Source organism: Tomitella gaofuii, from assembly GCF_014126825.1.
Taxonomy (GTDB): Bacteria; Actinomycetota; Actinomycetes; order Mycobacteriales; family Mycobacteriaceae; genus Tomitella; species Tomitella gaofuii.
In genome coordinates this window covers 2,356,555-2,380,946 of sequence record NZ_CP059900.1, presented here as the reverse complement: position 1 = coordinate 2,380,946, position 24,392 = coordinate 2,356,555, and the positions used below count along the sequence as shown (strand labels likewise).

The following is a 24,392-nucleotide window of genomic DNA, read 5'->3' as shown; positions in this document are numbered from 1 at the left end:
CGTGCGGAGGCTGTCAACAGGGCGAACACGGTACACGACCGTGCGGATCGGGCGGTGAACCTGTTCGACTACCTTCGTCGCGTTCAGGAACTGAAAACACAGTCGGTGCGTTCCGTGGACTCCTACTCAGGCGACGGACAGACGGTCCTATGGTTCGACAAACTCCCCGACCACCCCGCCGTGGTCCGAAGCGGCGTCGACGTCGAACACAACGACGCCGCGGAGCAACCGTTTCTCACCATTGAACGCGTTCCACAGTCGGAGGCCCCCGCCCCGCCGGAGACGGTGTCGAGGTGGCTCGAGACCGCGTGCGACGACCCTGACTCGGCTCCCCGTCTCCGCACGAGGATTCCCGCCCGCCTCGCGCACGGTGAGCAGCCGGAGACGGCGGACAATACCGTCGAGACGGCCTCGCTCGAAGACTTCCCCGAGGTCGCGGAGGAGTTCGACGCGTGGCTCCAGACGTGGCACTCGTGGGCCGAAGGCGAACGGCACGACCGGCCCGCCCGCGAGTTGTTCAAGGACGTGTTCGCGCTGGGACGCACCGCCGCGACGAGGGCGCAGGAGTTCGAACTGTGCCTCGCGGTGGGCCTGTTGGCGTGGCAGCCGGAAGACCACCCCGTGGTGCGCCGTCACATGCTCACTGTCTCCGCGTCGGTGGACTATGACGATGTTGCTGGTTGTCTTCGGGTGCAGCAGTCGGAAAGCGTCGACGCGGTGTCGTTCGAGATGGACATGCTCGACCCGGGGGTGGTGCAGAATTCGTCGGCGATCCACCAGTTGCGTGAGAGCGTGCGGGACTTCGGCGGGAGTCTGCTGGATCCGTCGGCGGTGGGTGAGCTGTGCCGCCGGATCGTGAACAACATCGACACCTCGGGCACCTACCGCGACACTGACGATGCGCCTGCCGCTGCACGGTACGCACAGATCGCCTTCGCTCCGGCACTGGTCTTCCGGAAGCGCAGCAAGCAGGGCCTGGTCGACATATTCCACGAGATCGCGGGGCAGGTGCGGGATTCCGGCACGGTCCCCTCCGGCATCGTGCCGCTCATCGACCCCGACGCGTCCCGCTCCTCGGAGCCTGACGACACCCCGGGCGCCCTGGTCCGTGTGGGCGATGAGACTTTCCTTCCGCTTCCCGTCAACGAGAGGCAGCTCGCCGTCGTCAGCAACGTCGACGATCGTCCGCAGACGCTGGTGCAGGGGCCGCCGGGAACCGGCAAGACTCATACGGCGGCGGCGCTGCTGTCGCACCTGCTCGCCCAGGGCAAGCGTGTCCTCGTGACCGCGCAGACCGACCGCGCGCTCGAGGAGGTCCGGCAGAAGCTCCCCGACGCGATCAAGCCGCTCAGTGTGGCCGTCGTGGGGCGCGATCGCGGGGCGATGTCCGACCTCAAGCTGGCGGTCGACGGTATTTCCATGCGCGCGTCGGAGTACGACGAGGCCGCCTCGGCACGGGTGATCGACAGGGCGCTCGAAGAGATCGAGAGTCTGGGGAAGCAACGGAACCAGGTGCAGGCCGGCCTGGTGGACGCCCGCAAGCGCGAGGTCCGTGCGCGTCAACGCGGCGGCTACGACGGAACCTACGCGCAGATCGCACGTGCGCTGGATGTGGAACGCCCGGAACTCGGGTGGATCGCCGAGTACGGGCCGATGCCAGTCCACGCGGAGGCGCCGCTCACCGGCACGGAAGCGGTGGAGTGGCTGGAGTACTTGCGCGATCCCGAACTGGAAGTAGGAGCCGTCGGCGCCGCGCCCGCGATCGCCGACATCGAATCGCTTCCCGTGCCGGATGAACTCATCGAACTGTGTCGACGCGAAACAGACGCGGTGGATCGGCGCGCGGACATGGCGGACGCCCTGAGCGACCCGACGGCCGCCGCAGTGCGCGAACTCGTCGATGCGGACCGTCGGCTCTTGCTTGATCGCATGGACGCAGCGGCCAACCGCATCGACGCGATGAGCCGCAAGCAGGAATCCTGGATCGGCGAGGCAGTTGCCGACGTCCTCTCCGGGCGGGCGAGCATTTGGGAATCCCGGGCGAAGAATATCGACGCGCTGATCACCCGGTGTCAGGGGATGGTCGACGAGTTGGGCCTGCTGCACGAGGTGACCGTGACGGGGACGGACCGCGGCCCGCTCATCGCCGCCGCGAACGCGCTTGAAGCGCATCTCGCCGCGGGTAATGAGATCAAGACGACCGCCGACGGGTCACCAAAGATCCGCAGGTTCACCTCGAAGGTCATCAAGGAGTCGCAGCGGCTCTTCGACGAGGTCCGGGTGGACTCGCTGCCGCCGACGACGCGGGAGCAGCTGCGCTTGTTCCTGGTGCAGTCGGACGCCGAGGCAACGCTCGACGCGCTGGACAAGGGCTGGCCGGCGGCGGTGAGTATCCCTGAGGAGGACACGCTGCAGGAGCGGCTGCAGTGGCACGTGACCGAGGCTTCGCAGATGGAGCAGGTGCTCGACCTGGGGAGGCTGCTGGCCGCGGAGAACGCGCGCCTGATGCAGTGGGGCATTCGCGGCCCCGAGTGGAGCGACCTCGATGCTGTTCGCGGGTACGCGCGGATGGTCGAGGCAGTGGAGGCGGACGAGGAGGTCGCCTCTGCGATCGAGGCGATCGAAGAGTTCGCTGCCCGGGTCGACCAGCGTTCGGTCGTCGAATCAGGTGCCGACGCGGACGAGTGGCGGTGCGTCGACGCGATGCTCGAGGCAGTGGAGGAGCGCGATGCCCGCGCCTACGCCGAGGAACACGCTCGGCTGCGACACCTGCACGACGCGCGCGGACGGGCAGGCCGACGGGACCTGCTGCGGTCGAGGTTCGACGAGGCGGCGCACGACCTTGCTGAGGCGGTGGCCGCGTCGTCGCACGATCCTGTGTGGGACGAGCGTCTGGCGGCCCTGCCGGAGGCGTGGCGCTGGGGCGCCACCGCCTCATGGATCTCCTCACGTGAGGCGGCCGACGTCAACGCTATGCAGGCCAAGGTGAACCGGCTCGACGACAAGATCCGGCGCGCGGTGGAGGTCGTGGCGGCCGAGAGGGCGTGGCGGCACGCCGTGTCCCCCGAGCGTCTGACGGGCACGGCGCGTGCGGACCTGTCCGAGTATGTGACGCTCGTCCGCAAGCTGGGCAAGGGCACCGGAACCTATGCGCCCCAGATGCGAGCGGACATCCGGCGGACCATGGACCGGTGTCGTCCCGCCGTGCCGGTGTGGATCATGCCGATCTACCGGATCAGCGAGCAGTTACGCATCGAACCCGACATGTTCGATGTGGTGATGGTGGACGAGGCGTCCCAGGCAGGGCTCGAGTCGGTGTTCCTCCAGTACCTTGCTCCGAAGATCGTCGTCATCGGTGATGATCGGCAAGTCTCGCCGTCGGCCGTGGGTACTAATCAGCAGCAGCTGCGCGATCTGGCCGGACAGTACATCCCGAACAACCGGTACCGAAGCACCTGGCAGACGCCCACCATGAGCCTGTTCGACGAGGCGAACATGCTCTTCGGCAAAAGGATCACGCTCACTGAGCACCGCCGGTGCATGCCCGAGATCATCGGGTTCTCCAACGAGATCGCCTACGCGCCGCACGGGGTGTCGCTGGTGCCGGTGCGGCAGTACGGGCAGGACCGGCTGCCGCCGGTGGTGCCCGTGCACGTACCGGACGGCGTCACCCGGGGCACGACGAACAAGGTCAACCGGGCCGAAGCCGAGGCGATCGCGCGGACAGTGGTGGAGTGCATCGAGGACCCGCGTTACGACGGCATGTCTATGGGAGTTATCTCGCTGCAGGGCACGGCGCAGGCCAAGGTCATCGAAAAGCTGCTCTTGGAGGACGTGGCGCCGGAGGAATGGACGCGGCGCGACCTTCGGTGCGGCGACGCACCAGACTTCCAAGGCTCCGAACGCGACGTCATGTTCCTGTCTATGGTCGCGGCGCCCGGCGTCGGTCGGCGCATCACGGCGCTGACCAGGGAGGAGTACGTCCAGCGGTACAACGTCGCCGCATCGCGGGCGAAGGATCAGATGTGGGTGTTCCATTCGGTCTCCCGCGATGCGCTCACCCACCCCGACGACATGCGCCGGCGCCTGCTCGAATACAGCTACCGGACCGCGGAAGGCGTCGAGGAAACTTCGGATCGGCGGCTCGAGGTGCCCGGCGACGAGCTCGTCGACCCGTTCCGGGCGCTGTTCGTGCAGGAGATCTACCGTTCGCTCGTCGATGACGGCTTCGTGGTGACGCCGGAGGTCGACGCGCTCGGATACACCTTGTCGCTGGTCGTGGAGGGCGCGCGGTCACGTCTCGGCGTCGTGTGCGCCGACGACACCTGGTCTGGTCGAGCGAACTACGCGAACGAACTCGCGCTGCAACGCGAGCTGATCCGGTGCGGGTGGCAACTCTTCCACGTCAGTGAATTCGCCTACGTCATCGACCCGGCCGCCGTGCTCGGCGCCTTGCGGTCCCGGCTCGAAGCCCTCGGCATCCGCCCGATGGCACCGGACGCCGAGACCAGCACGCCGCACGGTGCGAGTGCACGTGACCACGATGTTCCGGAACGTGCCGAGGAGCTTTCGTCGGTCGAGTCAACGACGCTGGACGACGCTGCAGATCTGGAAGATGCGGCAACGCTGGCCGAGCCGTCGGGGGAGCCAACTGAGTGGGATGCGCTTGCGCGCGCCGACGAAGAGTCCGACAGTGCGCCCGGCCCTGAGCAATCGCCGGAGCCGGAGGCCCCGTCCGGTGTGCTTCCGGGCCCGGAGAACGACCCGGTCGCCGAGCCTGCGATCCCCCCGGAGGCTTCCGCGGGGCCGGAGTCGTCCGGCGGCTGGGAGATAGTCGAACCTGCGGACCTGCCTTTCAGTGACGCCGCCTTGGAGGAGCGGGTTCTGCGCCTGGCACAGTCCGGGGACGTGACGCCGCGGCAGATCTGCCGGTGGATCGGCATCGATGTCGGACTCGCGACGGAGATCCTCGAGAAGCTGTTCCGCTCCGGAGAACTCGACCGGCGTGACGACGAGCGGCTCGACGGCCCGGCGGAAGCCGAATCCGCCGTGGATGCGCCCGAACGAGACGAGCACCCGGGCGCCCCGGAAGAGCCTGTCGATCCGGAAATCCCCGACCCTGCTCGTCTGATCGCGTCGCTGCCGCCGGCGGACGCAGCGACAGCACGGGAGCTCTTGCTCACGGCCGCGGACATCGCGCCGCTCACGATGGCGCGGGCGAAGACCATCACCCGTATGGGGCAGGGGAATCTGTATGAAGTGCTGGGCACACTGGTCGGCGAACGTGCATTGGTGCCCAAGAACAGTGACACCGGCTTCGAGTGGGTGAGGGCATGAGCGCATTGCTGCAAGGGATCGAGCTGCGTGCATGGCAGCGGGATGCGTTGAGCAAATGGGAGGTTGCCGGCCGGCGTGCGGTGATCGAGGCAGTGACCGGAACCGGCAAGACGACGCTAGGGATCGCCGCCGCGGCGGACGCCGTGGGCCGCGGTCTGAAGGTGCTGGTGGTGGTCCCGAGTGTGGACCTTCTCGAGCAGTGGCACGACGCGTTCCGCAGGGCGCTTCCGGGGGTCCCGGTGGGTCGACGGGGTGCGGGGCACCACGACGCCTTCCCCCAGGTGCAGGTGCTGGTAACGATCGTGAACTCGGCGATCACCCCGACGTTCCGGCGGCCCGCCGGCGAGACCCTCGTCATCGCGGACGAGGTGCACCGGTATGGTGCCGGCGGATTCGCAGCTGTGCTTGACGACGCCTATACCGAACGCCTCGGGCTCACCGCGACCTTCGAGCGGCCGGACGAGGGCGTCGCGATGCACCTGCGGCCGTACTTCGAGGACGTCATCCCCGGCTGCGACTATCGACGGGGACGGCAGGACGGGATCCTCGCACCTGTGCGAGTGATGCTCGTCAGCGTCGATTTCCTTGCGCACGAGCAGGAGGAGTACTCCGAGTGGGATGAAGTGGCGCGGGCCGAACGGCACAAGCTCATTACGCAGTTCGGGTGCCGGGCGGAGCCGTTCGGTTCGTTCATGCAGGACGTGCAGGAGTTCAAGGACGGCGGCGCAGAGCAAGCGACGTGGTCGGCGCGCAAGTACCTCAATGCTTTCAGCCGTCGCAGGGCCGTGCTCGCCAACTCCGAAGGCAAGCTCGACGCGCTGGAACCGATCGGAGAGGTCCTTGCGGCGGCGGGCCGCACCATCGTCTTCTCCGAGACCAAGGAGTCGGCGTATGCGGCGGCGGGCGTCCTCACGGACGCGAACGTCAATGCGGCGCCGTACACCAGCGACCTGAAGCGCAGAGAGCGTGCGGAGCTGCTCGATGCGTTCAAGAACGGCGTGCTGTCCACGCTCGTCGCCCCGCGGGTGCTCGATGAGGGCGTGGACGTCCCCGAGGCCGATGTGGGGATCATTCTTGCGGGCAGCAAGTCGAAGCGGCAGATGATCCAGCGCATGGGGCGCATCATCCGGCCCAAGGCGGACGGGCGGCACGCATCTTTCGTGGTCATGTACATGCGCGGCAGCACGGAGGACCCGGAGGGCGGAGCGCACGAAGTGTTCCTTAGCGAGCTGATGGCGATCGCCGACGACATCGTGACGTGCACCGCGGAGGAAGCCGGGCCCCGCCTCGCCGAGTGGCTGAAGCTCGAGGAGACGTCCGCGGTCACGGGCGGCGGATCGGGACGCACTAAGGGAAGTACGACCGAGAGCATCCGGGGTCCCGCCGGGGAACCCGCGTCGCCGGCGCCTCCCGAGCGTGCGGAGGAAGAGCCCGTGGACGTGGCCGGAATGTTCGCGCGAGCTGCGGCGAGCGGTGAGGTGGCGACTGCGGACACGGTGCTCGCCTGCTTGTCCGTGCTGGAACCGCTCCAGGCGAGCATCATGGCGCTTCGGTTCGGGGTCGGTGGACGGACAGCGCTGTCGGCCATGGATGTGGCAAAACGCCTGCGCGTCGGAGAGATCGACGTACAGTGGCATGAATCGACGGCATTGACCAGGCTGGGCGGGCCGGATACTGCGCCGGTGCTGGCGGCGTTGTGCGGGAGCGGGGTGTGACCGGTGGGCAGGCACTCGCGTACGGAAAGCGCTGGGGAGGATGTCCAGTGGTTCTGGGGGGTCGACGGCCAGATCATCCTCGACGACGAACACGTCTGGATTGCGCGTGAGTGGCTCGTCGATGCGGGAGCAGGCGGGCACGGTCCACCGCGGCGTGCGCGTCTCGCCAATGTGACCGAAGTGACCGCCGCGGTTGTCGACGGCGACGAGCACGTCCTCGTGCGGATCGTGGTCGAGGGAACCGAGCCGGACGATAGTGCCTCTCCGGCGCCGATGGATGCGGTGCTGTTCGAGCGTGATGATGAGGACATTCTCATCAACGAGCTCATGGAGCGCGAGCAATTCTCCGGATCGATACGTCTAGTGGGCGAGCTCGATGTGCGAGAGCCTGAGGAACGTGCTGTCTGGAAGGAAGGGCGGATCGAGGCCGCCCTGCGTATGGCGCTCGGTGCACGAGAGTTGATCGCGACCAAGGACGAGATCGTACAGGCCATCCTGGCCTCAGAGCACCTCTCCGACCCGGGGGACAGGGCGGAACTGGAGAGGAACATCGAGCTCTGCACCGCAGACGGAGACATCACCTGGAAAACCGTCGGAACTACGACCGTAGCCATCGGCGGGTCTCGCGCGTACAAGGCCACAGGGCACGATCCCCTCCGGAAGCTTGTCCGGCGCTACGAGAAAGCGCAGAAGGACCCTCGGAGGCGATCGACTTCGGATGCGGAGCTCGACGTCGGCCTCAGGAAGTTGCTGACACACAAGCGCTACCGCCGGCTGAAGGACACACTGAAGTGGGAGCCGCCGCGCGAGGCCGCCGCTGCGAACGCGTCGAAGCCCACCAGGCGCGTCGCGAAACCGACTGCAAGGCAACTGCCACGGTCGGCGCACGCATCGCCGTCACCGGTCAAGGCGAGGGCGGAGTCGTCGGGACCCACTTCGGCACAACCTGTCGGGATGCCTGCAAGCGCGGCGGTGGGGGACCAGTTGCGGGTCTTTCTGGACCACGACGGCTTCCGCACCATCGCCGTGTTCGATCCCGCGACCGGTGGAGTGCGCATCTCGAAAGGTGAGCTGAAAGGGTACGTGTTCTCCGACCCGACGGCTGCGGCAGCGGCGGTGATCGAGCGGATCGCACCGGGAACTCCGACTCCCGGCGACGGCTGGGCGCTGTGGCGCGTTCACGATAGGTCTATGACGCCGTTGGAGGATTGCACAGGCCGCGCGAAGCGCTGAGAGACGGCGGGCACGCCGCCCGGGCCGACGTCAGGCAGTTCTGCCTGGCCCTGATCTGCAATGAGATTTTGTCTGTGGTGGCCCCTGGGCACGGGCCTTGGTGACGTCCGTTTCCAGGAAAATGAATCGCCCCGGATTTCGTACAACCACGCTGCCGTCACCTGCGTCAGCTCCCGTGGGCGGCAGTCCAGACGCGGTCACGCCAGCGACGGCAGCAGTGACGACATGTCGACGATGGCGACGTGCGCCGCGGGCCCTCGCCGGAAATCCGCGACGGTCATCTCCGCCGGGTCTCCATAGGCTTCGCGGAACCGCTGCCTGATCCGTGGTCCCGCGCGGTTGAGCGCCCATTCCGCTGTAGTAGCGGAGGCGGACAGGAATCGCTCGGGCGCGGGGCCGACGATGTAGAGCTCGGGGCGACGCCCGGACTCGTCGAGGGCAAGATGGACCAGGTCCTTAAAGGCTGCGCGCTTGCGCATCGCGTCGGCGCCCTTCCACTGGGAGATCTTGAACTCGGCGACCCGGCGGTCGGTCTCCAGATCGAACGGCCGGCCCGGGTCATTCCCTGCAGCCAGCGAAGGACGTGCGGAGATCGTCTCGCCCGGCTCGAGGATGAGCGGCAGTACGCGGGCGATGCAGGTGGCGTGGATGACGGCGTTGAGGCGTCCCACCTGAGTGCGGACTTCGAGCGCGGCGTCGAGGAGATCCTCGCTGAACCGGTAGTCCTCGACGATCTGCCTGGTCGATTCCGCGTCAGCGCCGAGAAGCGCCTCCTCCGCGTCGCCGATCTGGTCGGTCAGCGCGTGTTCGGCGAGATACCCCGACAGGATCGTGAAGGCGCTCGGTGCGCTGTCGCCGTGGTTCTGCTCGGGGGCACGGCGGCGGTATTCGCTGGCGATGAATCCGACCGACCTGAGCTGGCGAAGTGCTTGGTGCGACGTGAACTGGGAGCGGGGGAGTCCCGTGAGGACCTGATAGGCCTGTTTGGCCGGGTAGCGCACGCCGTCGACGTCGCACCAATGTTCACGGACGGGCTCGGGGGTGTGCCGTGCGATGGCTGTCATGCACGCGGGCAGCGATGCCGCGATGTAGTGGGGGTCGACAGTGGCCATTCGGGGATTACACCAGACGGCGGGTGCGCAGTGGGGCGATCGGATCGCGCCGTGCCCTCGCGCGGACGCGGTGTCGTCGTTCTCGTCACCCGGCCTCATCCACTAACGTGATCCCCGCGGCCCGAGGACGGAGAGCCTGTCAAGATGTTTGTGTAAGTCGTTCAGGTGTTCGAGTTAGAGGTGCTGGTTGATGCGTTCGGGATAGATCAGGGAAAGCTGGGCGAGGGCACGTTTCCAGTTCGTGGTGACGGCGCCTTCGACGAGGCGTCCTGGGGCCCGTCGTTCGGCCGAGGGCAGGCCGCGTTCCTTTGCCCGCTGACGGGCCCGCTTGTCCTCGATGTTCGCGATCGCGAGCCAGAGCAGCTTCATCACCGCCTGGTCGTTGGGGAAGTGTCCGCGGTTCTTGGTGACCTTGCGGAGCTGGTAGTTCAACGATTCGATGCTGTTCGTGGTGTAGATGACCCTGCGCAACTCCGGCGGGAACGCCAGGAACGGGACGAACCGTTCCCACGCGTCGCGGAACGTCTTGACCGTGCTCGGATAGCGGTGGCCGAGCTCGGAGTCCGCCAGCCGGTCGAGGGCTTCGGTGGCCGCGTCGGCGGTCGACGCCTGGTAGACGTGCTTGAGCACGGCGGCGACGGCCTTGCGGTCCTTGTAGGACACGAACCGCATCGAGGCGCGGATCAGGTGCACCACGCAGGTCTGCACGGTCGCCTGCGGCCAGGTGGCGCCGACCGCGTCGGCGAAGCCGGTCAGCCCGTCGCAGCAGACGATGAGCACGTCAGCGACCCCACGGTTGCGCAGCTCGGCGCACACCCCGGCCCAGAACTTCGCGCCCTCGGTCTGCTGGATCCAGATGCCCAGGACGTGCTTGACCCCGTCCATGTCGACGCCGACGGCGATGTGGGCGGCCTTGTTGCGCACGTGGGCGCCGTCGCGGACCTTGACGATGATCGCGTCGAGGTAGATCACCGGGTACAGCGAATCGAGAGGGCGCTGCTGCCAGCGGGCGACCTCGTCGGCCACCTCCTCGGTGACCTTCGAGATCGTCTCGTGCGACAGTTCGGTGCCGACCGTGGTGGCCAGGTGATGTTGAATATCGCGGATCGTCATGCCGCCCGCGTAGAGCGAGATGATCATCGCGTCGAGTCCGTCGAGGCGGCGCTGCCCCTTGCGCACGAGCATCGGGGTGAACGTGCCGTCCCGGTCCCGCGGCACGCGCAACTCGACGTCGCCGATCTCGGTGGCCACCGTCTTGGCGTGGGATCCGTTGCGCGAGTTCGGGAACGCCGAGGCGTCCGGGTCGCCGGCCTCGTATCCGAGGTGTCCGGTCAGCTCCGCGTTCAGGCCGCGTTCGAGGGCGGACTTCATCATCGCGTTCAGCAGGCCTGTTTCGCCGGTGAGGGATTCGCCGGCGTCGATGCGGGTGAAGATCTCGTCGAGGGCGCCCGAGGCGGCGAGCCGGTCGGCGAGCTCGTTCTGACGGTCACGGCGCTGCTGGCGTGTCTGGTCCACGGCTTCATCGTCTTGCACGGTCACAGGAGGGTCCCTTCGGGGTCAGACCTGACCACTTACACAGACCATCTGACACGCCCATCGAACATGCCGTGACCACGGTGCGGCGTCACCGCGCGGTCGCCCTGGGCATGCCCCGCATCCGGCAGCCACTACCCGACATCCGCACGGAGAACTCATGACCCCGGCCGACCCGGCACCGGACCGGCGCACCGCAGCCGCGATCGCGGGCCGACGCGCCGACACCACCCGACGCCGCGACCGCGTCCTAGCCGCCTTGTCCCAAGCACACGCCGCTGGGAGAGAGATCAGCGTCGCTGGCATCGCCACCAGTGCCGGCGTCGACCGGACATTCCTCTACCGGCACCGCGACCTGCTCGCGCAAGTGCGCGCCGAACAAGCCCGACCAGACAGCCAACCGGCGCAGCCCACAGTCAGCCGCGCATCGCTGCAGGCCGACCTGCTCGCCGCTCACGAACGCGCGACCCGGTTGACCAGCCACATCCAACGACTCGAGCGGCGCCTATCCGAGGCACTCGGCGAACGCCTCTGGCAGGAAACCGGACTCGGCGCGCCACAAGACGTCGACGAGCTCCAACAGCGCATCGTCCAGCTCGAACAGCAGACCCTCGACCTGCGGCTACAGCTCGCAGAACGAGACCAGGACCTCGCCGCGAACCGCGAACTGATGACCCGCCTGAACACCACGACCTGAACAGCGGTCCCCGACGAACGTGCACCACACCAGTCGTACACGTCAGACCCTCACTTCACCCACTCTGACCTGCACACACGCACCAGCACGGCCACGACCGGTACCCATGACCCCAAGAGAAGCGTCTGCACTCCGCGATCGCCTACACCTCGCCGACCGAGCATGAGGAGCGCTACCGTCAAAACGTCGCCGCGACACCCGAGGTGGCCTAATCCAGGTCTCCGACCGGACCAGGACGGTTCAGCTACTGACCGGGTCTGTTGCTTCCACGAATTGATACCGCCCAGGTTCGACAGTCCAGAACCTATCGGAGATTCCGCCCCGCGCTCCATCCAGGGCCTCACTAACCCACGACTTCGTCAGCGGCCCGATGAATCTCAGTTGGGAACGGGATTGCGAATAATGGAATTCATGCTAGATGCGCATTCGCTCGGATATCTGCACGGATAAATACCCATAGCGTCGATGCCGGAACCTTGCGGATATGCAGTTACAAACGCATTGTCAGTCGCTGTTGGGTAAGACACGAGGCGGAACGGGACGCCATTGTCGTCTACATTCACGCATTTCATCGTGTCGAAGCATGCCCGGATAAGAAATGTGGTGTCCGTGTCCGGAGGGGTAAATGCAATTGCATTGAAACCAATATACTCCGATCGATCGATCGTAACCACGTGATTGTCGAGGTATCTATCGAGCATATCAGTGCCATATTCTGTCGAGAATGCGTTATGGTCGGCGCCTACGCTGAGATCGAAAACGATATCCCCCCTTAGGCTGGAACCTTGAGGGTATACGCAGTATACAGTCCCGTCTGGGGCTGGTGTTTGTGACATTACCACCGCCTCAAGGGAAGTGAGTTTAACCGGATAGTTTGTCACGCCCTTTAAGTCGAAGGTGATACCCAGTTGTGCATAATCGCGGTACGTGACGCCACCTTTGGTAAACATCGTGGGACGACCGACATGGATCACTGTGCCGTGTGATGGAATATAATTGGAAGGCGACCCTGACGGGACCTGGAGTTTATCTGCAGATACCCAGCCTGGCCATGGATTTGTCGGCCCGCGATCAGGCGCTATGAATTGAACTTCGGCTGGCATGCCAGTAGAATCTTCCTTATGTCGAGCTTCGCTGACCGCTTTGTCGGCTTGGACTGCATTTTTGTTAGAGGAATACGAATTGATCACGAAGGTGATTGACGCTGTAAGAAGGATAGCAAGAATGGCGAGGGCTGCCGATCGTAGCTCTGTGCGGCGAGTGTCTAGTGATGAGCTATTGAGCATATTAATCGCCTCCGGGTAAGGTTTCATCCTGCAGATCTGTCGAACCTTGTATTTAAATAGCTTCTTCCGAATTATTGCGGCGTACCGACGGATACTTGACGAAGTGGTTCGTTTAATCGGCAATTTGTCCATACTTTCGGATGTTCTGCGTTGGGTAGCTCAGATATTACGCGGCAGGCAGTCGCTCGTGTCAGGATTCGTCGGTGTGGTCTATCCATTGAGTGTGACAGTCTGAAGTGGCCCCACCTGACCTGGTAGTGCTGGCCTGAAATGGCCCCACCCTCGACCGACCATCCCTAGCCTTCGTGGCTCTTCGAGGTTGAGCGGGCCGTCCTGGCCTGATGCCGTTCGGCGTGTCTGACATGCCGAAGCCCCTGGCCTCCTGAAATCTGGTTGTTGCGAAGCAATCGGATCCCAGGAGGGCCAAGGGCATGGACGATGCTACGACAACGCTGTTCGGGCTACCGGGGCTGCGGGTCATCGACGTTCATCATCTCGACGATGGCACCAGAATCGTCGACGTGGTCACCGACGACGACGGTGCGCGCGTCTGCCCGGACTGCGGGGTGGCGTCGACTTCCCGTAACGGCACCGCAATCACCCGGCCGAAAGACCTGGCGGTGTCATAGCGTCGTAGCAACAACGTAGGCGACGGGGCGAGGAGCTGGGCGGATGGTGCGGCGGCAGTTGACGATGGGCGACCGGTCGCGGATTGCGGCGGGCATCGATACCGGGCAGACCGATCGGGAGATCGCCGCAGCCATCGGCCGCGACCACACTGTCGTCTGGCGCGAACGCAAGCGCAACGCGACCAAGACCTGTGGCTACAAGCCCGTGCACGCTGACTGCGAAGCGGAGAAACGCCGCAGCCGCCCTCAGGTCCGCAAGATCGACTCGGACCCCGTGCTCGAAGAACGGATCCGGGTCGATCTGCGCAGGTCGCGCACGCCCCGGCAGATCGCCGGCCGGTTGCGTCTCGAGGCCACGGACGCCAGCGTGGACACCATGGTGCACTCACCCGATGCCGACGGGCGAACCGTCAGCCACGAAGCGATCTACCGGTGGATCTACGCCCTCCCGAAGGGTGAGCTGGCGAAGTCGGGAATCCTGTTGCGCTCCAAACGGACCCGACGCAAGCCACGTAAGGCGCTCGGCGAGCGAACGGGTGGGCGGATCGTCGGCATGGTGTCCATCGACGCCCGGCCCGAGCAGGCCGCAGACCGGCGGGTTCCTGGTTCGTGGGAAGGGGATCTGATCGTCGGCAAGGCCGGCAAGACCGCCGCGGCCACGCTGGTCGAGCGCACCAGCAGATTCACCATGATCTGCGGCCTTCCCGCAGGTAAAAGCGCCGATGGGCTCGCGGATGTGCTCATCGACACCGTCAGCGACATGCCGAAACACATCCTCGGCGCGCTCACCTGGGACCAGGGCACCGAGATGGCCCGGCACGCCGCATTGACCACGGCCACGGACCTGCCGGTCTACTTCGCGCACCCGCACTCGCCGTGGGAGCGGGGCACCAACGAGAACAAGAACGGCTTGATCCGCGAGTACCTGCCCAAGGGCACCGAGATCACCGACCACCAGCCCTACCTGAACGCGATCGCCGACGAGCTCAACGACCGGCCACGCGCCGTGCTCGGGTTTCTGACCCCACGGGAAGTGTTCACGAACCTACTGACCGAGTCTGTTGCTTCCACGAGTTGACACCGCCACCTGCTGGTCCTCGATGACTTCCTGACCACACCGGTCTCCGGACACACCGCGGCCGAGCTGCTCAACATCCTGGCCGCCCGAGACGGGCGCGGCTCTACTCTGGTGACTTCCCAGTTCGATCCGCCTGACTGGTACAAGTCCCTCCAAGACGCGGTCATCGCCGAATCGATCCTCAACCGGATCGTCGCGAACGCCGAGCTGGTCTCCCTCGACGGGCCGAACATGAGGCGCCACCTGGCCGAGGCCCGGTAGTCCCCCATCGGCAGCCGGACGGGAACCGGAAACACCGCTACCCGATACCCGTCCGGCTGCTACTGAATATTCGCTTTGCTGGGGTCCGGTGATCGTGGGTTCGGGGGCCGGGCCGTTGTCGTAGTGGTGGCGCCGGTGGGGGCCGGTGATGGTGTCGTTGGGGGCCTGCTTGCCTACGCTCCTTCCGCCGTGTGTATAGGGCACGCGGCGGAAGGAGCAATCAGGAATGGTACGGAAGATCAGAGCGAAGCTGGCGCTCCAGCTGCGCGCCGAGGGCCTGTCGGGACGGGCGATCGCGTCCTCGCAGGGCATGTCCCGCAAGTCCGTCAAGGACGTGTTCGAGGCAGCGGATGCGGCGGGGATCGGCTGGGACGAAGTCGCCGAGCTCGCCGACGAGCAGGTGTACTCGCGGCTGTTCCCGGGCCGCGGCGAGCACGAGAGCGTGTTCGCCCAGCCCGACTGGGAGCGTGTCCACCGGGAGCTGGCCCGTGTCGGGGTGACGCTGAAGCTGTTGCACGGCGAGTACCTTGATGCCACCGCAGCCGCCGGGGCGCCCGCGATGGGCTATGACCGGTTCTGTCGCACCTACCAGCGCCACGTGCTGGTCACCGGCGCTGCCTCGCGGGTCGGGCACAAGGCCGCGCAGAGCGTCGAGGTCGACTGGTCCGGGCCCACGATGGAACTGGCCGACCCGATCACCGGCGCACGGCGGACGGTGTATCTGTTCGTGGGCTGCCTGCCGTTTTCCCGGTACGCATTCTGCTTCCCGGCGCTGGACATGCGTCAGGAGACCTGGCTGCTCGCGCACGTGGCAATGTTCGAGGCACTGGGCGGGTCGGTGCCCCGGATCGTGCCGGACAACCTCAAGACCGGCGTGCTCAAGCACCCGCGCGAGGGCGAGATCGTCCTCAACGACGCGTATCGGGAGATGGCGGCGCACTATTCGGCGGCGGTACTGCCGGGCCGAGTGCGAAAGCCGAAAGACAAAGCCAGCGTGGAAAACACCGTCGGACATGTGGCGACCTGGGTGATCGCCGGGCTGCGGGACCGGCAGTTCACGAGCCTGCCCGAGCTTGCTGCAGCTGTCAGTGAGCGGATGGACGCCTACAACGCCGAGCCGTTCCAGAAGCGGCCCGGCTCGCGCGCCAGCGTGTTCGTCGCGGAGGAAAAGCCGCTGCTGACGGCGTTGCCTGCGGTCGCCTACGAGGTCTCCCAGTGGTTCTATGGCCGGCGGGTGGCCCGCAACGGGCACGTCGCGTTCGCCCGGAATTTCTACTCGGCGCCGTTCGCGCACATCGGCGCCGTGGTCGATCTGCGGATCACCGCCCGCACCCTCGAGATCTACCAGGGCCACCAGCGGCTGACCAGTCACCTGCTGTTGCCGGAGTCGGCGGCTAACGAGTACCGCACCAACGACGCGGACCTGCCCGCGGGCGGCCGTTTCCAGGCCTGGGACTCCGAGCGGGTGCGGGCCTGGGCGCAGCGGATCGGCCCCGCCGCGGTGATCGTGACCGCGCGGATCTTCGAGTCCGTGCCGATCGTAGAGCAGGGCTTGGATCCGGCGCTGGCAGTGCTGCGGCTGTCGCGCCGGTACTCCGCCGACCGGGTCGAGGCGGCCTGCGCGCTCGCCCTGACGGGCCGGATCCGCTCGCCGCGCTACGCACACTTGCAACCGATCCTGGCCACCGGGCAGGACAAGACCGCCACGCTGCGTCCGCCCCGCGAGGAGCCGGCAGAAGACGGCGGGTTCGTCCGCGGCGCCGACTACTACGCCGGAGGGGCCCGATGACCGCGATCGATATCGAGACCAAGCGCAAACTGCGTGAGATGGGCGCGGCCACGCTGCTCGACGCGCTCGATGCCCAGGACGAGGCGCACGTGCTGGGCATGTCGTTCGCCGACCGGTTCCAGCTGGTCGTGGACGAGGCGCACAGCGCGTTCAACCACAGCAAGGTCGAGGGCCTGATCCGCCGGGCGGGGCTGCGTTACCCCGGTGCGGACCTGCGCCGGCTGGATCTGGTCGAGCAGCGTGGACTCGACCGGAACGTGCTCGCGCAGTTGGCGACCTGTTCGTTCATCGCGCGGCAGCAGAACGTGGTCTTCCAGGGGTTCACCGGCTCGGGCAAGTCGTATCTCGGCTGCGCGCTGGCGAAACAGGCTTGTCAGCACCGGCTGCGTGCGCACTACATCCGGATGCCCGACCTCGAGGAGGCGTGGGTGCTGGCGAAGGACAAGCCGCAGGGGCAGACGAAGTTCCTGCGCAAATACTCGGCATTCGCGCTGCTGGTGATCGATGAGTGGCTGCTCGACCATCCCGACGAGGCGATGCGTTCGATGCTGCTGGAGCTGCTCGAGCGCCGCTACGACCCCGGCGGGGCGGTGTTCTGCACCCAGTACGCGAAGAAGGACTGGCACGCGCGGCTCGGTGGTGGCGTACACGCGGACGCGATCATGGACCGCATCGTGCACAACACCGTCTGGATCGATACGGGCTCGCAGAACATGCGAGAGCACGTGGCGTCGGCCCAGTGATCTGATGCCGACGGGGAGCCAGTGGCCCCCGCTGCGACGGCTCCTGGCCCCCGTCGGCACGATCGGTGGCCCCCAAAGGCACGATCACGTGGCCCCCACAACTACGAATACTCAGCTACCCGACCATCAGAACCCCGATACCCGAAATGCGTCCCTAACACGCACCGTCGTCAACGACGTGAAGAAGAAAGCGGAGCCGGTGTGGGATCCGGCCGACGAGAAGGCGTGGCGGGCGATCTGGCAATACCGCCGGAAACGGGCACTGCGTGACGATCAGACCCTCAATGCCCAAGAGGCCCGGGCCAGGGAAGTCGTCGACGGGAAACGGGCGGGCAAGCAGGTGCGGTTCGTCAAAGCCCAAGGCGACGCGAAGAGCCTGGACGCGGCGAGTCTGCAACGCGCCCGCGACCTGGCCGGACTCAAAAGATATGTGACGAATGTTCCTGTGGGGCTAATGGATCCGGGCGAGGTGATCCGCAAGTACCACGACCTGTGGCATGTGGAGCAGTCGTTCCGCATGTCGAAGGCCGACCTGCGGGCGCGGCCGATCTTCCACCGCACCCGCGACGCGATCGAGGTGCACTTGACGATCGTGTTACCGCGTTGGCGGTCTCCTGCTACCTGCAGGACCACGCCGGCGTGTCGATACGGCAGCTCGTGCAGGTGCTGCGGCCCCTGCAGGAGATCACCGTGATGATCGCGGGCCACGAACACACCGCGGCCGATCCGATCTGCCCCGAGGCCGCCGAGATCTTGCACAAACTCCAGATCCCGGCCGACTCGCCAGGGCACTAAACCTGTGCAACTCAGGAGGGCCGCCGGGTCCGCTACATCACCACCGCGGCCCTGGTCAACGAGCTGGCGGAAGCCGCCGATACGCGGCAGCTCTCGCGTGTCGTCGGCCGCTACGCCCGCCTGGACCTGCTCTGCCTCGATGAGGTGGGCTACGTGCATGTCGACCCTCGCGGGGCCGAGTTGTTGTTCCAGGTGATCACGGCCCGGGAGGAACGCGCCTCGATCGCCTGCGCGTCGAATGCGCCGTTCTCCGAGTGGGGGCGACGTTCACCGACCCGCGTCTCGCGGCGGCGGTGGTCGACCGGCTCACGTTCAACGCGCACATCATCGCCATCGGCACCGATTCCTACCGGCTGGCCACGAGCACCGCGCACACCACCGGCCACCAGGGGCCGAGGAAGGAGACCCGCCCCGCCTGACCAGGCCCCCACGGCCACGCCAACCCGACCATCAACCGTGTCCAGGGTGGGGCCAAATCAGAACAGCACACCGGGGCCAAATGAGGTTGTCATTCTCGCGCATGCACTGATTATCGCAGCATGACCACCGAAAAGATACTATCAACGCACCCCACTAGGACCGTGGACTCCGGCGCTACCCGACCGCGTCGGACAGTTGGTTGGCGTCTGGGAGCCAGTCGTCTGCTGAAACCTCGCATCCGGAATATATCTGGCGTGCACGTCAGCCTAAAAAAGATCGAGGCTCTAGGAGTGCGTCTCCATGCGCGAGCTTTCCACCTGAACCGCCAAATCTTCAACTGCCGTTACAAAACCCTCCGAGGGGCCCGACTGGTAGCGGATAACGTGGACGCCAAAGGCTTGTTCTAATACGTTACGCTTCGCCTTCGAAATTTCTAGGTCCGAAGTCAAAAGGTAGTGCCCCGGGGCAGACCCGGCGGCACGCATTTGATTTTCCATGATCAGATGCAGATCCGGATCATCGAGCCCGTAGCCAAGGAACAGAACAGTTCTTGTTAAGGTAAGAGCCTCCAGCACTTTCAGTGCCTGCTCTCCATTTCTTCTCAGTATCGAGAAATCTAGCCTAGTCAGTACCATTCCTTTTGGGTCGTCAGTGGATCCGTGGAGTTTCAGTACAATAGAACGTCCAGTGCGAATCGACTCCGCAATGTTGTCGCTCTTGTAGGTAAGGTATGTGTAACCGTCGCTAAAGAGCCTCTCCAGCACCTTGTCGTAGTTTGTGGTGACGATAATTCGAGCGTCGAGGCTCAAGAGTGCTTGGTGCGGGCGGCCGGGTTGGAATCTCGTGGAGCCTGTGCCGTCAACTGCGGCTGCGATAACCTCTCTGAAATCTGCACTCCGCCCCGCCTCTTGGAACAGGTATTCCAGCGCCTGTGCGGCCCATAGAAGATCTCCGCTGCCGATTTGGCTTTCTATCGCCTTCCCGGCAGGCTCTCTGGTTCCATGTGAATCTTGTGGTGCGACTTCATCAAGGAGGGCGGAAAGTAGTTCTGACCAGGAAACCGGGACTAATCCGGGTTTAGGCGAGACTGCATTTTTCGTGAAGCCTGCTCCGACGAATATGACACATTCGCCTCGGGTTAAGGAATCTATTAGTATCCTGGGCCATACTATTGATTTACGGTTCATGAATCTACGCTCGAGAGTAGTGCAAAGAGACGATCTCCGATTTCTTCCAACTGCTTTCGATAGTTGGCCTGCTGCCCAATCTGTGCGCCACGCAAGCCATCCTCTTTGGTGAGGGATGCAATCGGTGCATGACGTCCCTGGGCAAGTGGGACCATCGAGAACATGTGAGGGACGGTCCCCAGATCATTGACAGCGCCTTCATGAGTGGGGCGCAGCGCTACCGCCAATTTCTGTGCTTTTGAGGGGATTTGATTACGGTAATAATCGTAACTCTTTACACCGCGGCGCTTCCCATCGGCGCTGGATTTCGTAACGTACTGTTGTATTGTAAACCCGATGTAGGAAGCGTTGAGCATATCGGCTGACTGGGTAGGAATCGACGGTTCATCCGGATATCCAGCAGCCACCCGCCTCATGGCATCCTGAAAACGGAGACCCCAATGCTGAATCCATTCAGAAATGTTCTCCAGGGCGTTTAGGCTAAATAAGTCAGCAGCCGTTGGGGTCAATACATAGTCACTACCGATAATTACGCTTCTGTTTAGCGCGCCGAGGCTTGGGCCAACATCAATGATTGCGTAATCGAATTCTCGGTTCATGTCGGCAAGAAGTACCGTGAGCCAGTTTGTTCTTCTCGCTCCGCCAAGGTCACCGGCGAGAAGATCGGACCAAGAGGAGCTAAGGGTGTCTTCAACTAGGGCTAAGGCAGGGTGTCCAGTTAAAACGTTGACGCCGAAGCGCTTGGACCAGACTGGTGTAATATCAGATTTCACTCCACTATCTCCGCGCCGAATTTCGCTCAGTGCATACAATATTGATTGACGGTCATTATGGGCCGCATTGTTGCTCAGTATCCTGGACCAGACATCCTCTTCGAGTAAAAGCTGCGTAGCATTGCATTGGGGATCTAAATCAATGACGAGGACTTGCTTGTTCTGTCGAAATGCAAGATCGTATGCTAGGTTGCATGCGAGGGTTGTCTTGCCGACTCCTCCCTTATTATTCATGAATGTCAATGCCTTGTTGCGCCCGGCCACAGTGCCTCCGTTCTGATTGTCTAGAGTGCGGTTTAAGTTGTTATCTTAATGTATCGTATGGGACTGCTGCACTGATAGGTGACAGTGGGGTCTCAGCCCTGATCCACCGGTGGTGATGGTCGGTTCGGGCGTGTCATGAGGACGAGGTGCCCTTCTGTGCTGGGAAGATGTTGATTGCGACATCCACACCCACCAGCACGGAGAGGGCACCTCGTAGGTGAAAGCTTCTCACACGATCCACCCGGTTTTCGACGACTGCAATCTCGTGTCGGCCGCCGGGTGGTCCCGGTCCTGCAGTTGGCCGAGTCGGCGGGTCTTTCCGAGCTGCTCGGCCGGCTGACCGTTGAGAGCCCGAACGCGGCGGCCAAGACCACCTGCTTGCTGTCGGGGATGCTCGCCGGCGCCGACAGCATCGACGACATGGACCTGCTGTGTCACGGCGGCATGCCCGCCCTGTTCACCGGTGTCCGCGCTCCGTCGACCCTGGGCACGTTCCTGCGTTTGTTCACCCATGGGCATGTCCGCCAACTCGACGCGGCCGGCACGCGCCTGCTCGCCCGGCTCGCCGACCGGGTGCCGGGCCTGATCGGCGGGCATGACGATTCCGAGGCGCTCGCGTTCCTCGACGTCGACGATTCCGTGCACCAGGTCCACGGCTACGCCAAGCAGGCCGCCGGATTCGGCTACACCGGTGTACGCGGGTTGAACATGCAGATCGCGGTCACCTCGACGCCGGTGTCCGCGCCCGTGATCACCGCAGCCCGGCTACGCAAAGGCAACACCGCCTCGGCGTCCGGGTCGGCCGGGATGCTCGCCGACGCGATCAGCGCCTCGAGGCGGGCCGGGGCCGCCGGGCAGATCCTGGTGCGCGCCGACTCGGCCTACTACCGCCGCGATTTCACCGCGGCCGCCGCGCGCCGCGGCGGGTGGTTCTCGATCACTACCCCTATGAATCCGGCGGTCACCAGCGCGATCGCCAGTATCGACGAGCAGGCGTGGACACCGATCGCCTACCCGCACGCCGTCTGGGACGATGACGAGCACCGCTGGATCTCCGATGCCGAGGTCGCCGAAGTCGACTTCACCGCGTTCACCTCACGCCGCAAGGCCGACCACGTCGATTGCCGGCTGGTGGTGCGCCGCGTCAAACGCCTCCAGCCACGGGCCGCGGACCACGCCGGGCAGGGCGAGTTGTTCGCCGCCTACCGGCACCACGCGTTCATCACCAACAGCACGCTGTCGGTGGTCGACGCCGACCAGCGTCACCGCGGCCACGCGATCATCGAGCAGGTGCACGCCGAGTTGAAGAACGGCCCCCTCGCGCACCTGCCCTCCGGGATCTATACGGCCAATGCGGCGTGGGTGGCGATCGCGGTGATCGGGTTCAACCTGGCCCGGGCCGCGTCCGTCGCCGCCGGCATGGCCACCGCCCGGTGGGCGACGCTCCAGGCCCGCATCATCGGTGTCCCCGCCCGCATCGCCCGCACCGGGCGCCGGTTGATGCTGCATCTGCCGACGTACTGGCCGTGGATGTCGGGATGGAACCTGTTGTGGCACAACGCTACCGGACCACCGACGCCCCACACAGTCTGAACACCTGCCGCACCAGCGGCCCGATACGAGGAACCACAGTGGACATTCCGGCACCGGCCGGCAGCCCACGCATGCCCACACCCGAAACGCCGCACAGAAACCACGAAATCAATACACCGTCAATCACGCCGGTGGATCAGGGCTCAGGGCGTACAGTTGCGCGGTCCCCGCCTGATCACGGCTCTGCACCCACGAGCAGTTCGTCGCGGTCGAGGTCGTCGATCTTCGCGTGCGCGAGGTTGCGCATGAGCAGCAGTGCGGGGATGCCGCAGGCGGCGATGATGATCGTGGCGTAGATCGCGGGCGCGAGGGAGAGCCCCGTCGCCGAGATGAGGGCCGTGGCGATGAGCGGGGAAAGCCCGCCGAAGGCGACGGTGGCGATGTTGTAGCCGATGGCCATGCCGGAGAAGCGGCCGATGGCGGTGAACTGCTCGGGGATCGTCGACGCGGCGACGGCGCTCCAGCCGGCGGCGGGCACGGCGAGGAACGCCGCCGCGGACATGCTCAGCCCCGCGGAGGGGGAGTGCAGCAGCGCGTAGACGGGGATGGTCGTCGCCACCAGTCCGCCGACGAGGACCGCCAGCGAGAATTTCCGCCCGATCCGGTCTGCCAGCAGCCCGAACAGGGGAGTGACCACGATGGCTGTGACGGCGGCGATGGTGCCGAGGCCGAGCGCGCCCGCGTCGGCGAAATCGGCCTCCTCGGCCAGGTAGGTCGGCACGTACGTGATGTTGAGAAAGTAGCTGGTCGCTCCGATCGAGGAAATGAGGAACGCGACGAGCACCGCCCGCGGCTGGTGGAGCAGCACCAGCACGAGCGGGGACTCGCGCCACGAACCCTTCGCCGCCTTCGCATCCGTGGGCGTGTTCTGGTGCAGGCGCTGTGTGGTCGGCGTTTCGCTGAGCCTGCTGCGCAGCGGCACCATGATCGCCGCGAGCACGCCGCCGACGACGAACAGGATGCGCCAGCCCCAGGACTGCATCGCCTCGGGGCTGAGCAGGTGCGCGCACAGCGCGCCGAGGCCGACGGCCAGCAGCGAGCCGATCTCGCTGTTCGCGGCCGCCCACGAGGTGGTGACCCCGCGCTTGCCGGGGGACGCGGTCTCCATGAGGTACACCATCGTGCCGGTGTATTCGGCGCCCACGGAGAACCCGGCGAGGCAGCGCAGCAGCACCATGCCCACCCCGCCCCAGATGCCGACGGTCTCGTATCCGGGGAGCGCGGCGGTGGCGAACATGGCGATGGCGATGAGCACCGCCGAGACAACGAGCGCCTGGCGCCGGCCGACCCGGTCGCCGAGGTGGCCGAAGACCATCGCCCCGAGCGGGCGGAAGAAGAACCCGGCCGCGCCGATGCCGAGGGTGAGCAGGATCGAGTCGGTGTCGTCGCCGAAGAACTCGGCCGTGAGGATGGTGGCGACGTAGAAGTAGATCGAGAAGTCGTACCACTCGACGATCGTGCCGAAGGCGGCGATGATCATCGACTGGCGCCGCTCTTTCGCCGAAAGCTGCTCGATGGGAGTGGCCACTCCCACTGTTTACCGGACCGGATCGCTCTTCGGGCCACATACAGGCCCCGGGCGTCACGCGGCCGCGGTCACGCGGCGGGACGGTGGAGGTTGTCGAGGCGTTCGGCCAGCCACATCTTGATCACCGATTGGCGGGTCACGCCCAGGCGCGCAGCTTCCTGGTCCAAAGCGTCGACCATCCATCCGGGGAAGTCGACGTTGACACGCCGTTGGTCACGGCCGGGACGCCGGGCGGCGTCGACGTCGAGCTCCCCGGTGACGTCCTGCCCGGCATCGAACCGTGCGTCGAAGTCTTCAGGCTTCATAGAGTGCGACCTCTTCCTTCCTGGACCTGCGTACAGAGAGGAGCCGGATCCTGCCTTCGTGGTCGGTGTATAGAAATTACTCCTTCGCGCAATTCGGGGTGTCCATCTTCATCC

15 protein-coding genes and 4 pseudogenes are annotated in these 24,392 nt (G+C 65.4%); 12 read left to right on the top strand and 7 right to left on the bottom strand.

The features are described from left to right. Positions 1 to 54 precede the first annotated feature (54 nt). The 3 genes from H4F70_RS11080 to H4F70_RS11070 are packed head-to-tail and all read left to right on the top strand — an operon-like array spanning position 55 to position 8,285. Positions 55 to 5,337 (top strand): AAA domain-containing protein, encoded by a 5,283-nt coding sequence (locus tag H4F70_RS11080; protein ID WP_182357236.1) that lies wholly within the window; start codon positions 55 to 57, stop codon positions 5,335 to 5,337. After that, a complete protein-coding gene (locus H4F70_RS11075) occupies positions 5,334 to 7,052 on the top strand; it encodes a DEAD/DEAH box helicase (RefSeq protein ID WP_235681056.1) in 1,719 nt (572 codons plus the stop codon). Before H4F70_RS11080 ends, H4F70_RS11075 begins: the two co-directional genes overlap by 4 nt. A gap of 3 nt (positions 7,053 to 7,055) precedes the next feature. Next, positions 7,056 to 8,285, top strand: a complete 1,230-nt coding sequence (locus H4F70_RS11070; protein WP_182357234.1) for a hypothetical protein — start codon at positions 7,056 to 7,058, stop codon at positions 8,283 to 8,285. Positions 8,286 to 8,482: 197 nt separating this feature from the next. On the opposite strand, the gene H4F70_RS11065 is transcribed toward H4F70_RS11070, so the two are convergent. Both H4F70_RS11065 and H4F70_RS11060 read right to left on the bottom strand, forming a co-directional pair. After that, positions 8,483 to 9,397, bottom strand: a complete 915-nt coding sequence (locus H4F70_RS11065; protein ID WP_182357233.1) for a PE-PGRS family protein — start codon at positions 9,395 to 9,397, stop codon at positions 8,483 to 8,485. Positions 9,398 to 9,571: 174 nt separating this feature from the next. After that, the gene (locus H4F70_RS11060) at positions 9,572 to 10,912 is read right to left on the bottom strand and encodes an IS256 family transposase (RefSeq protein WP_182357232.1); all 1,341 of its coding nucleotides are present in this window, start codon (positions 10,910 to 10,912) and stop codon (positions 9,572 to 9,574) included. 178 nt (positions 10,913 to 11,090) lie between these two features. Here H4F70_RS11060 and H4F70_RS11055 point away from each other — a divergent pair, with 178 nt between their 5' ends. Further along, positions 11,091 to 11,627 (top strand): hypothetical protein, encoded by a 537-nt coding sequence (locus H4F70_RS11055; protein ID WP_182357231.1) that lies wholly within the window; start codon positions 11,091 to 11,093, stop codon positions 11,625 to 11,627. A gap of 377 nt (positions 11,628 to 12,004) precedes the next feature. Here H4F70_RS11055 and H4F70_RS11050 read toward each other — a convergent pair whose 3' ends face one another. After that, positions 12,005 to 12,817 (bottom strand): hypothetical protein, encoded by an 813-nt coding sequence (locus H4F70_RS11050; protein WP_182357230.1) that lies wholly within the window; start codon positions 12,815 to 12,817, stop codon positions 12,005 to 12,007. A 527-nt stretch (positions 12,818 to 13,344) separates the two neighbouring features. On the opposite strand from H4F70_RS11050, the gene H4F70_RS11045 reads away from it, so the two are divergent. The 7 genes and pseudogenes from H4F70_RS11045 to H4F70_RS11015 all read left to right on the top strand — a co-directional run. Beyond that, positions 13,345 to 13,542 (top strand): hypothetical protein, encoded by a 198-nt coding sequence (locus tag H4F70_RS11045; protein WP_182357229.1) that lies wholly within the window; start codon positions 13,345 to 13,347, stop codon positions 13,540 to 13,542. Positions 13,543 to 13,585: 43 nt separating this feature from the next. Next, a complete protein-coding gene (locus H4F70_RS11040; protein WP_182357228.1) occupies positions 13,586 to 14,620 on the top strand; it encodes an IS30 family transposase in 1,035 nt (344 codons plus the stop codon). A gap of 9 nt (positions 14,621 to 14,629) precedes the next feature. Beyond that, positions 14,630 to 14,881, top strand: a pseudogene (locus H4F70_RS11035) (ATP-binding protein); the annotation flags it as partial. Between the two features lie 226 nt (positions 14,882 to 15,107). Next, positions 15,108 to 16,670, top strand: a complete 1,563-nt coding sequence (istA, locus tag H4F70_RS11030; protein WP_182357227.1) for an IS21 family transposase — start codon at positions 15,108 to 15,110, stop codon at positions 16,668 to 16,670. Beyond that, positions 16,667 to 17,413, top strand: a complete 747-nt coding sequence (locus H4F70_RS11025; protein ID WP_182357226.1) for an ATP-binding protein — start codon at positions 16,667 to 16,669, stop codon at positions 17,411 to 17,413. Before istA ends, H4F70_RS11025 begins: the two co-directional genes overlap by 4 nt. Before the next feature lie 121 nt (positions 17,414 to 17,534). Continuing rightward, positions 17,535 to 18,208, top strand: a pseudogene (locus H4F70_RS11020) (IS1634 family transposase); the annotation flags it as partial. Beyond that, positions 18,209 to 18,627, top strand: a pseudogene (locus tag H4F70_RS11015) (ATP-binding protein); the annotation flags it as partial. It lies immediately after the preceding pseudogene. Between the two features lie 285 nt (positions 18,628 to 18,912). On the opposite strand, the gene H4F70_RS11010 reads toward H4F70_RS11015, so the two are convergent. Together H4F70_RS11010 and H4F70_RS11005 are read right to left on the bottom strand one after the other, a co-directional pair. Beyond that, on the bottom strand, positions 18,913 to 19,815 hold the full coding sequence (locus H4F70_RS11010; protein WP_182357224.1) for an SIR2 family protein: 903 nt from the start codon (positions 19,813 to 19,815) through the stop codon (positions 18,913 to 18,915). Further along, positions 19,812 to 20,852 (bottom strand): ParA family protein, encoded by a 1,041-nt coding sequence (locus tag H4F70_RS11005; RefSeq protein WP_182357223.1) that lies wholly within the window; start codon positions 20,850 to 20,852, stop codon positions 19,812 to 19,814. Before H4F70_RS11005 ends, H4F70_RS11010 begins: the two co-directional genes overlap by 4 nt. 217 nt (positions 20,853 to 21,069) lie before the next feature. Here H4F70_RS11005 and H4F70_RS11000 point away from each other — a divergent pair. After that, a pseudogene (locus H4F70_RS11000) lies at positions 21,070 to 22,445 on the top strand (IS1380 family transposase). A 175-nt stretch (positions 22,446 to 22,620) separates the two neighbouring features. Here the strand turns inward: H4F70_RS11000 and H4F70_RS10995 are convergent. Further along, positions 22,621 to 23,973, bottom strand: a complete 1,353-nt coding sequence (locus H4F70_RS10995; RefSeq protein WP_235681055.1) for an MFS transporter — start codon at positions 23,971 to 23,973, stop codon at positions 22,621 to 22,623. 68 nt (positions 23,974 to 24,041) lie between these two features. After that, entirely contained in the window at positions 24,042 to 24,278 is a 237-nt protein-coding gene (brnA, locus tag H4F70_RS10990; RefSeq protein WP_182357221.1) for a type II toxin-antitoxin system BrnA family antitoxin, read from the bottom strand. Positions 24,279 to 24,392: the final 114 nt, after the last annotated feature.

Excerpts from the sequence above, each read along its gene's own strand:
- H4F70_RS11025 (WP_182357226.1), top strand. The coding sequence starts at position 16,667 with ATGACCGCGATCGATATCGAGACCAAGCGCAAACTGCGTGAGATGGGC.
- brnA (WP_182357221.1), bottom strand. The coding sequence starts at position 24,278 with ATGAAGCCTGAAGACTTCGACGCACGGTTCGATGCCGGGCAGGACGTC.
- H4F70_RS11045 (WP_182357229.1), top strand. The coding sequence starts at position 13,345 with ATGGACGATGCTACGACAACGCTGTTCGGGCTACCGGGGCTGCGGGTC.
- H4F70_RS11055 (WP_182357231.1), top strand. The coding sequence starts at position 11,091 with ATGACCCCGGCCGACCCGGCACCGGACCGGCGCACCGCAGCCGCGATC.
- H4F70_RS11065 (WP_182357233.1), bottom strand. The coding sequence starts at position 9,397 with ATGGCCACTGTCGACCCCCACTACATCGCGGCATCGCTGCCCGCGTGC.
- istA (WP_182357227.1), top strand. The coding sequence starts at position 15,108 with ATGGTACGGAAGATCAGAGCGAAGCTGGCGCTCCAGCTGCGCGCCGAG.
- H4F70_RS11075 (WP_235681056.1), top strand. The coding sequence starts at position 5,334 with ATGAGCGCATTGCTGCAAGGGATCGAGCTGCGTGCATGGCAGCGGGAT.
- H4F70_RS11040 (WP_182357228.1), top strand. The coding sequence starts at position 13,586 with ATGGTGCGGCGGCAGTTGACGATGGGCGACCGGTCGCGGATTGCGGCG.
- H4F70_RS11010 (WP_182357224.1), bottom strand. The coding sequence starts at position 19,815 with ATGAACCGTAAATCAATAGTATGGCCCAGGATACTAATAGATTCCTTA.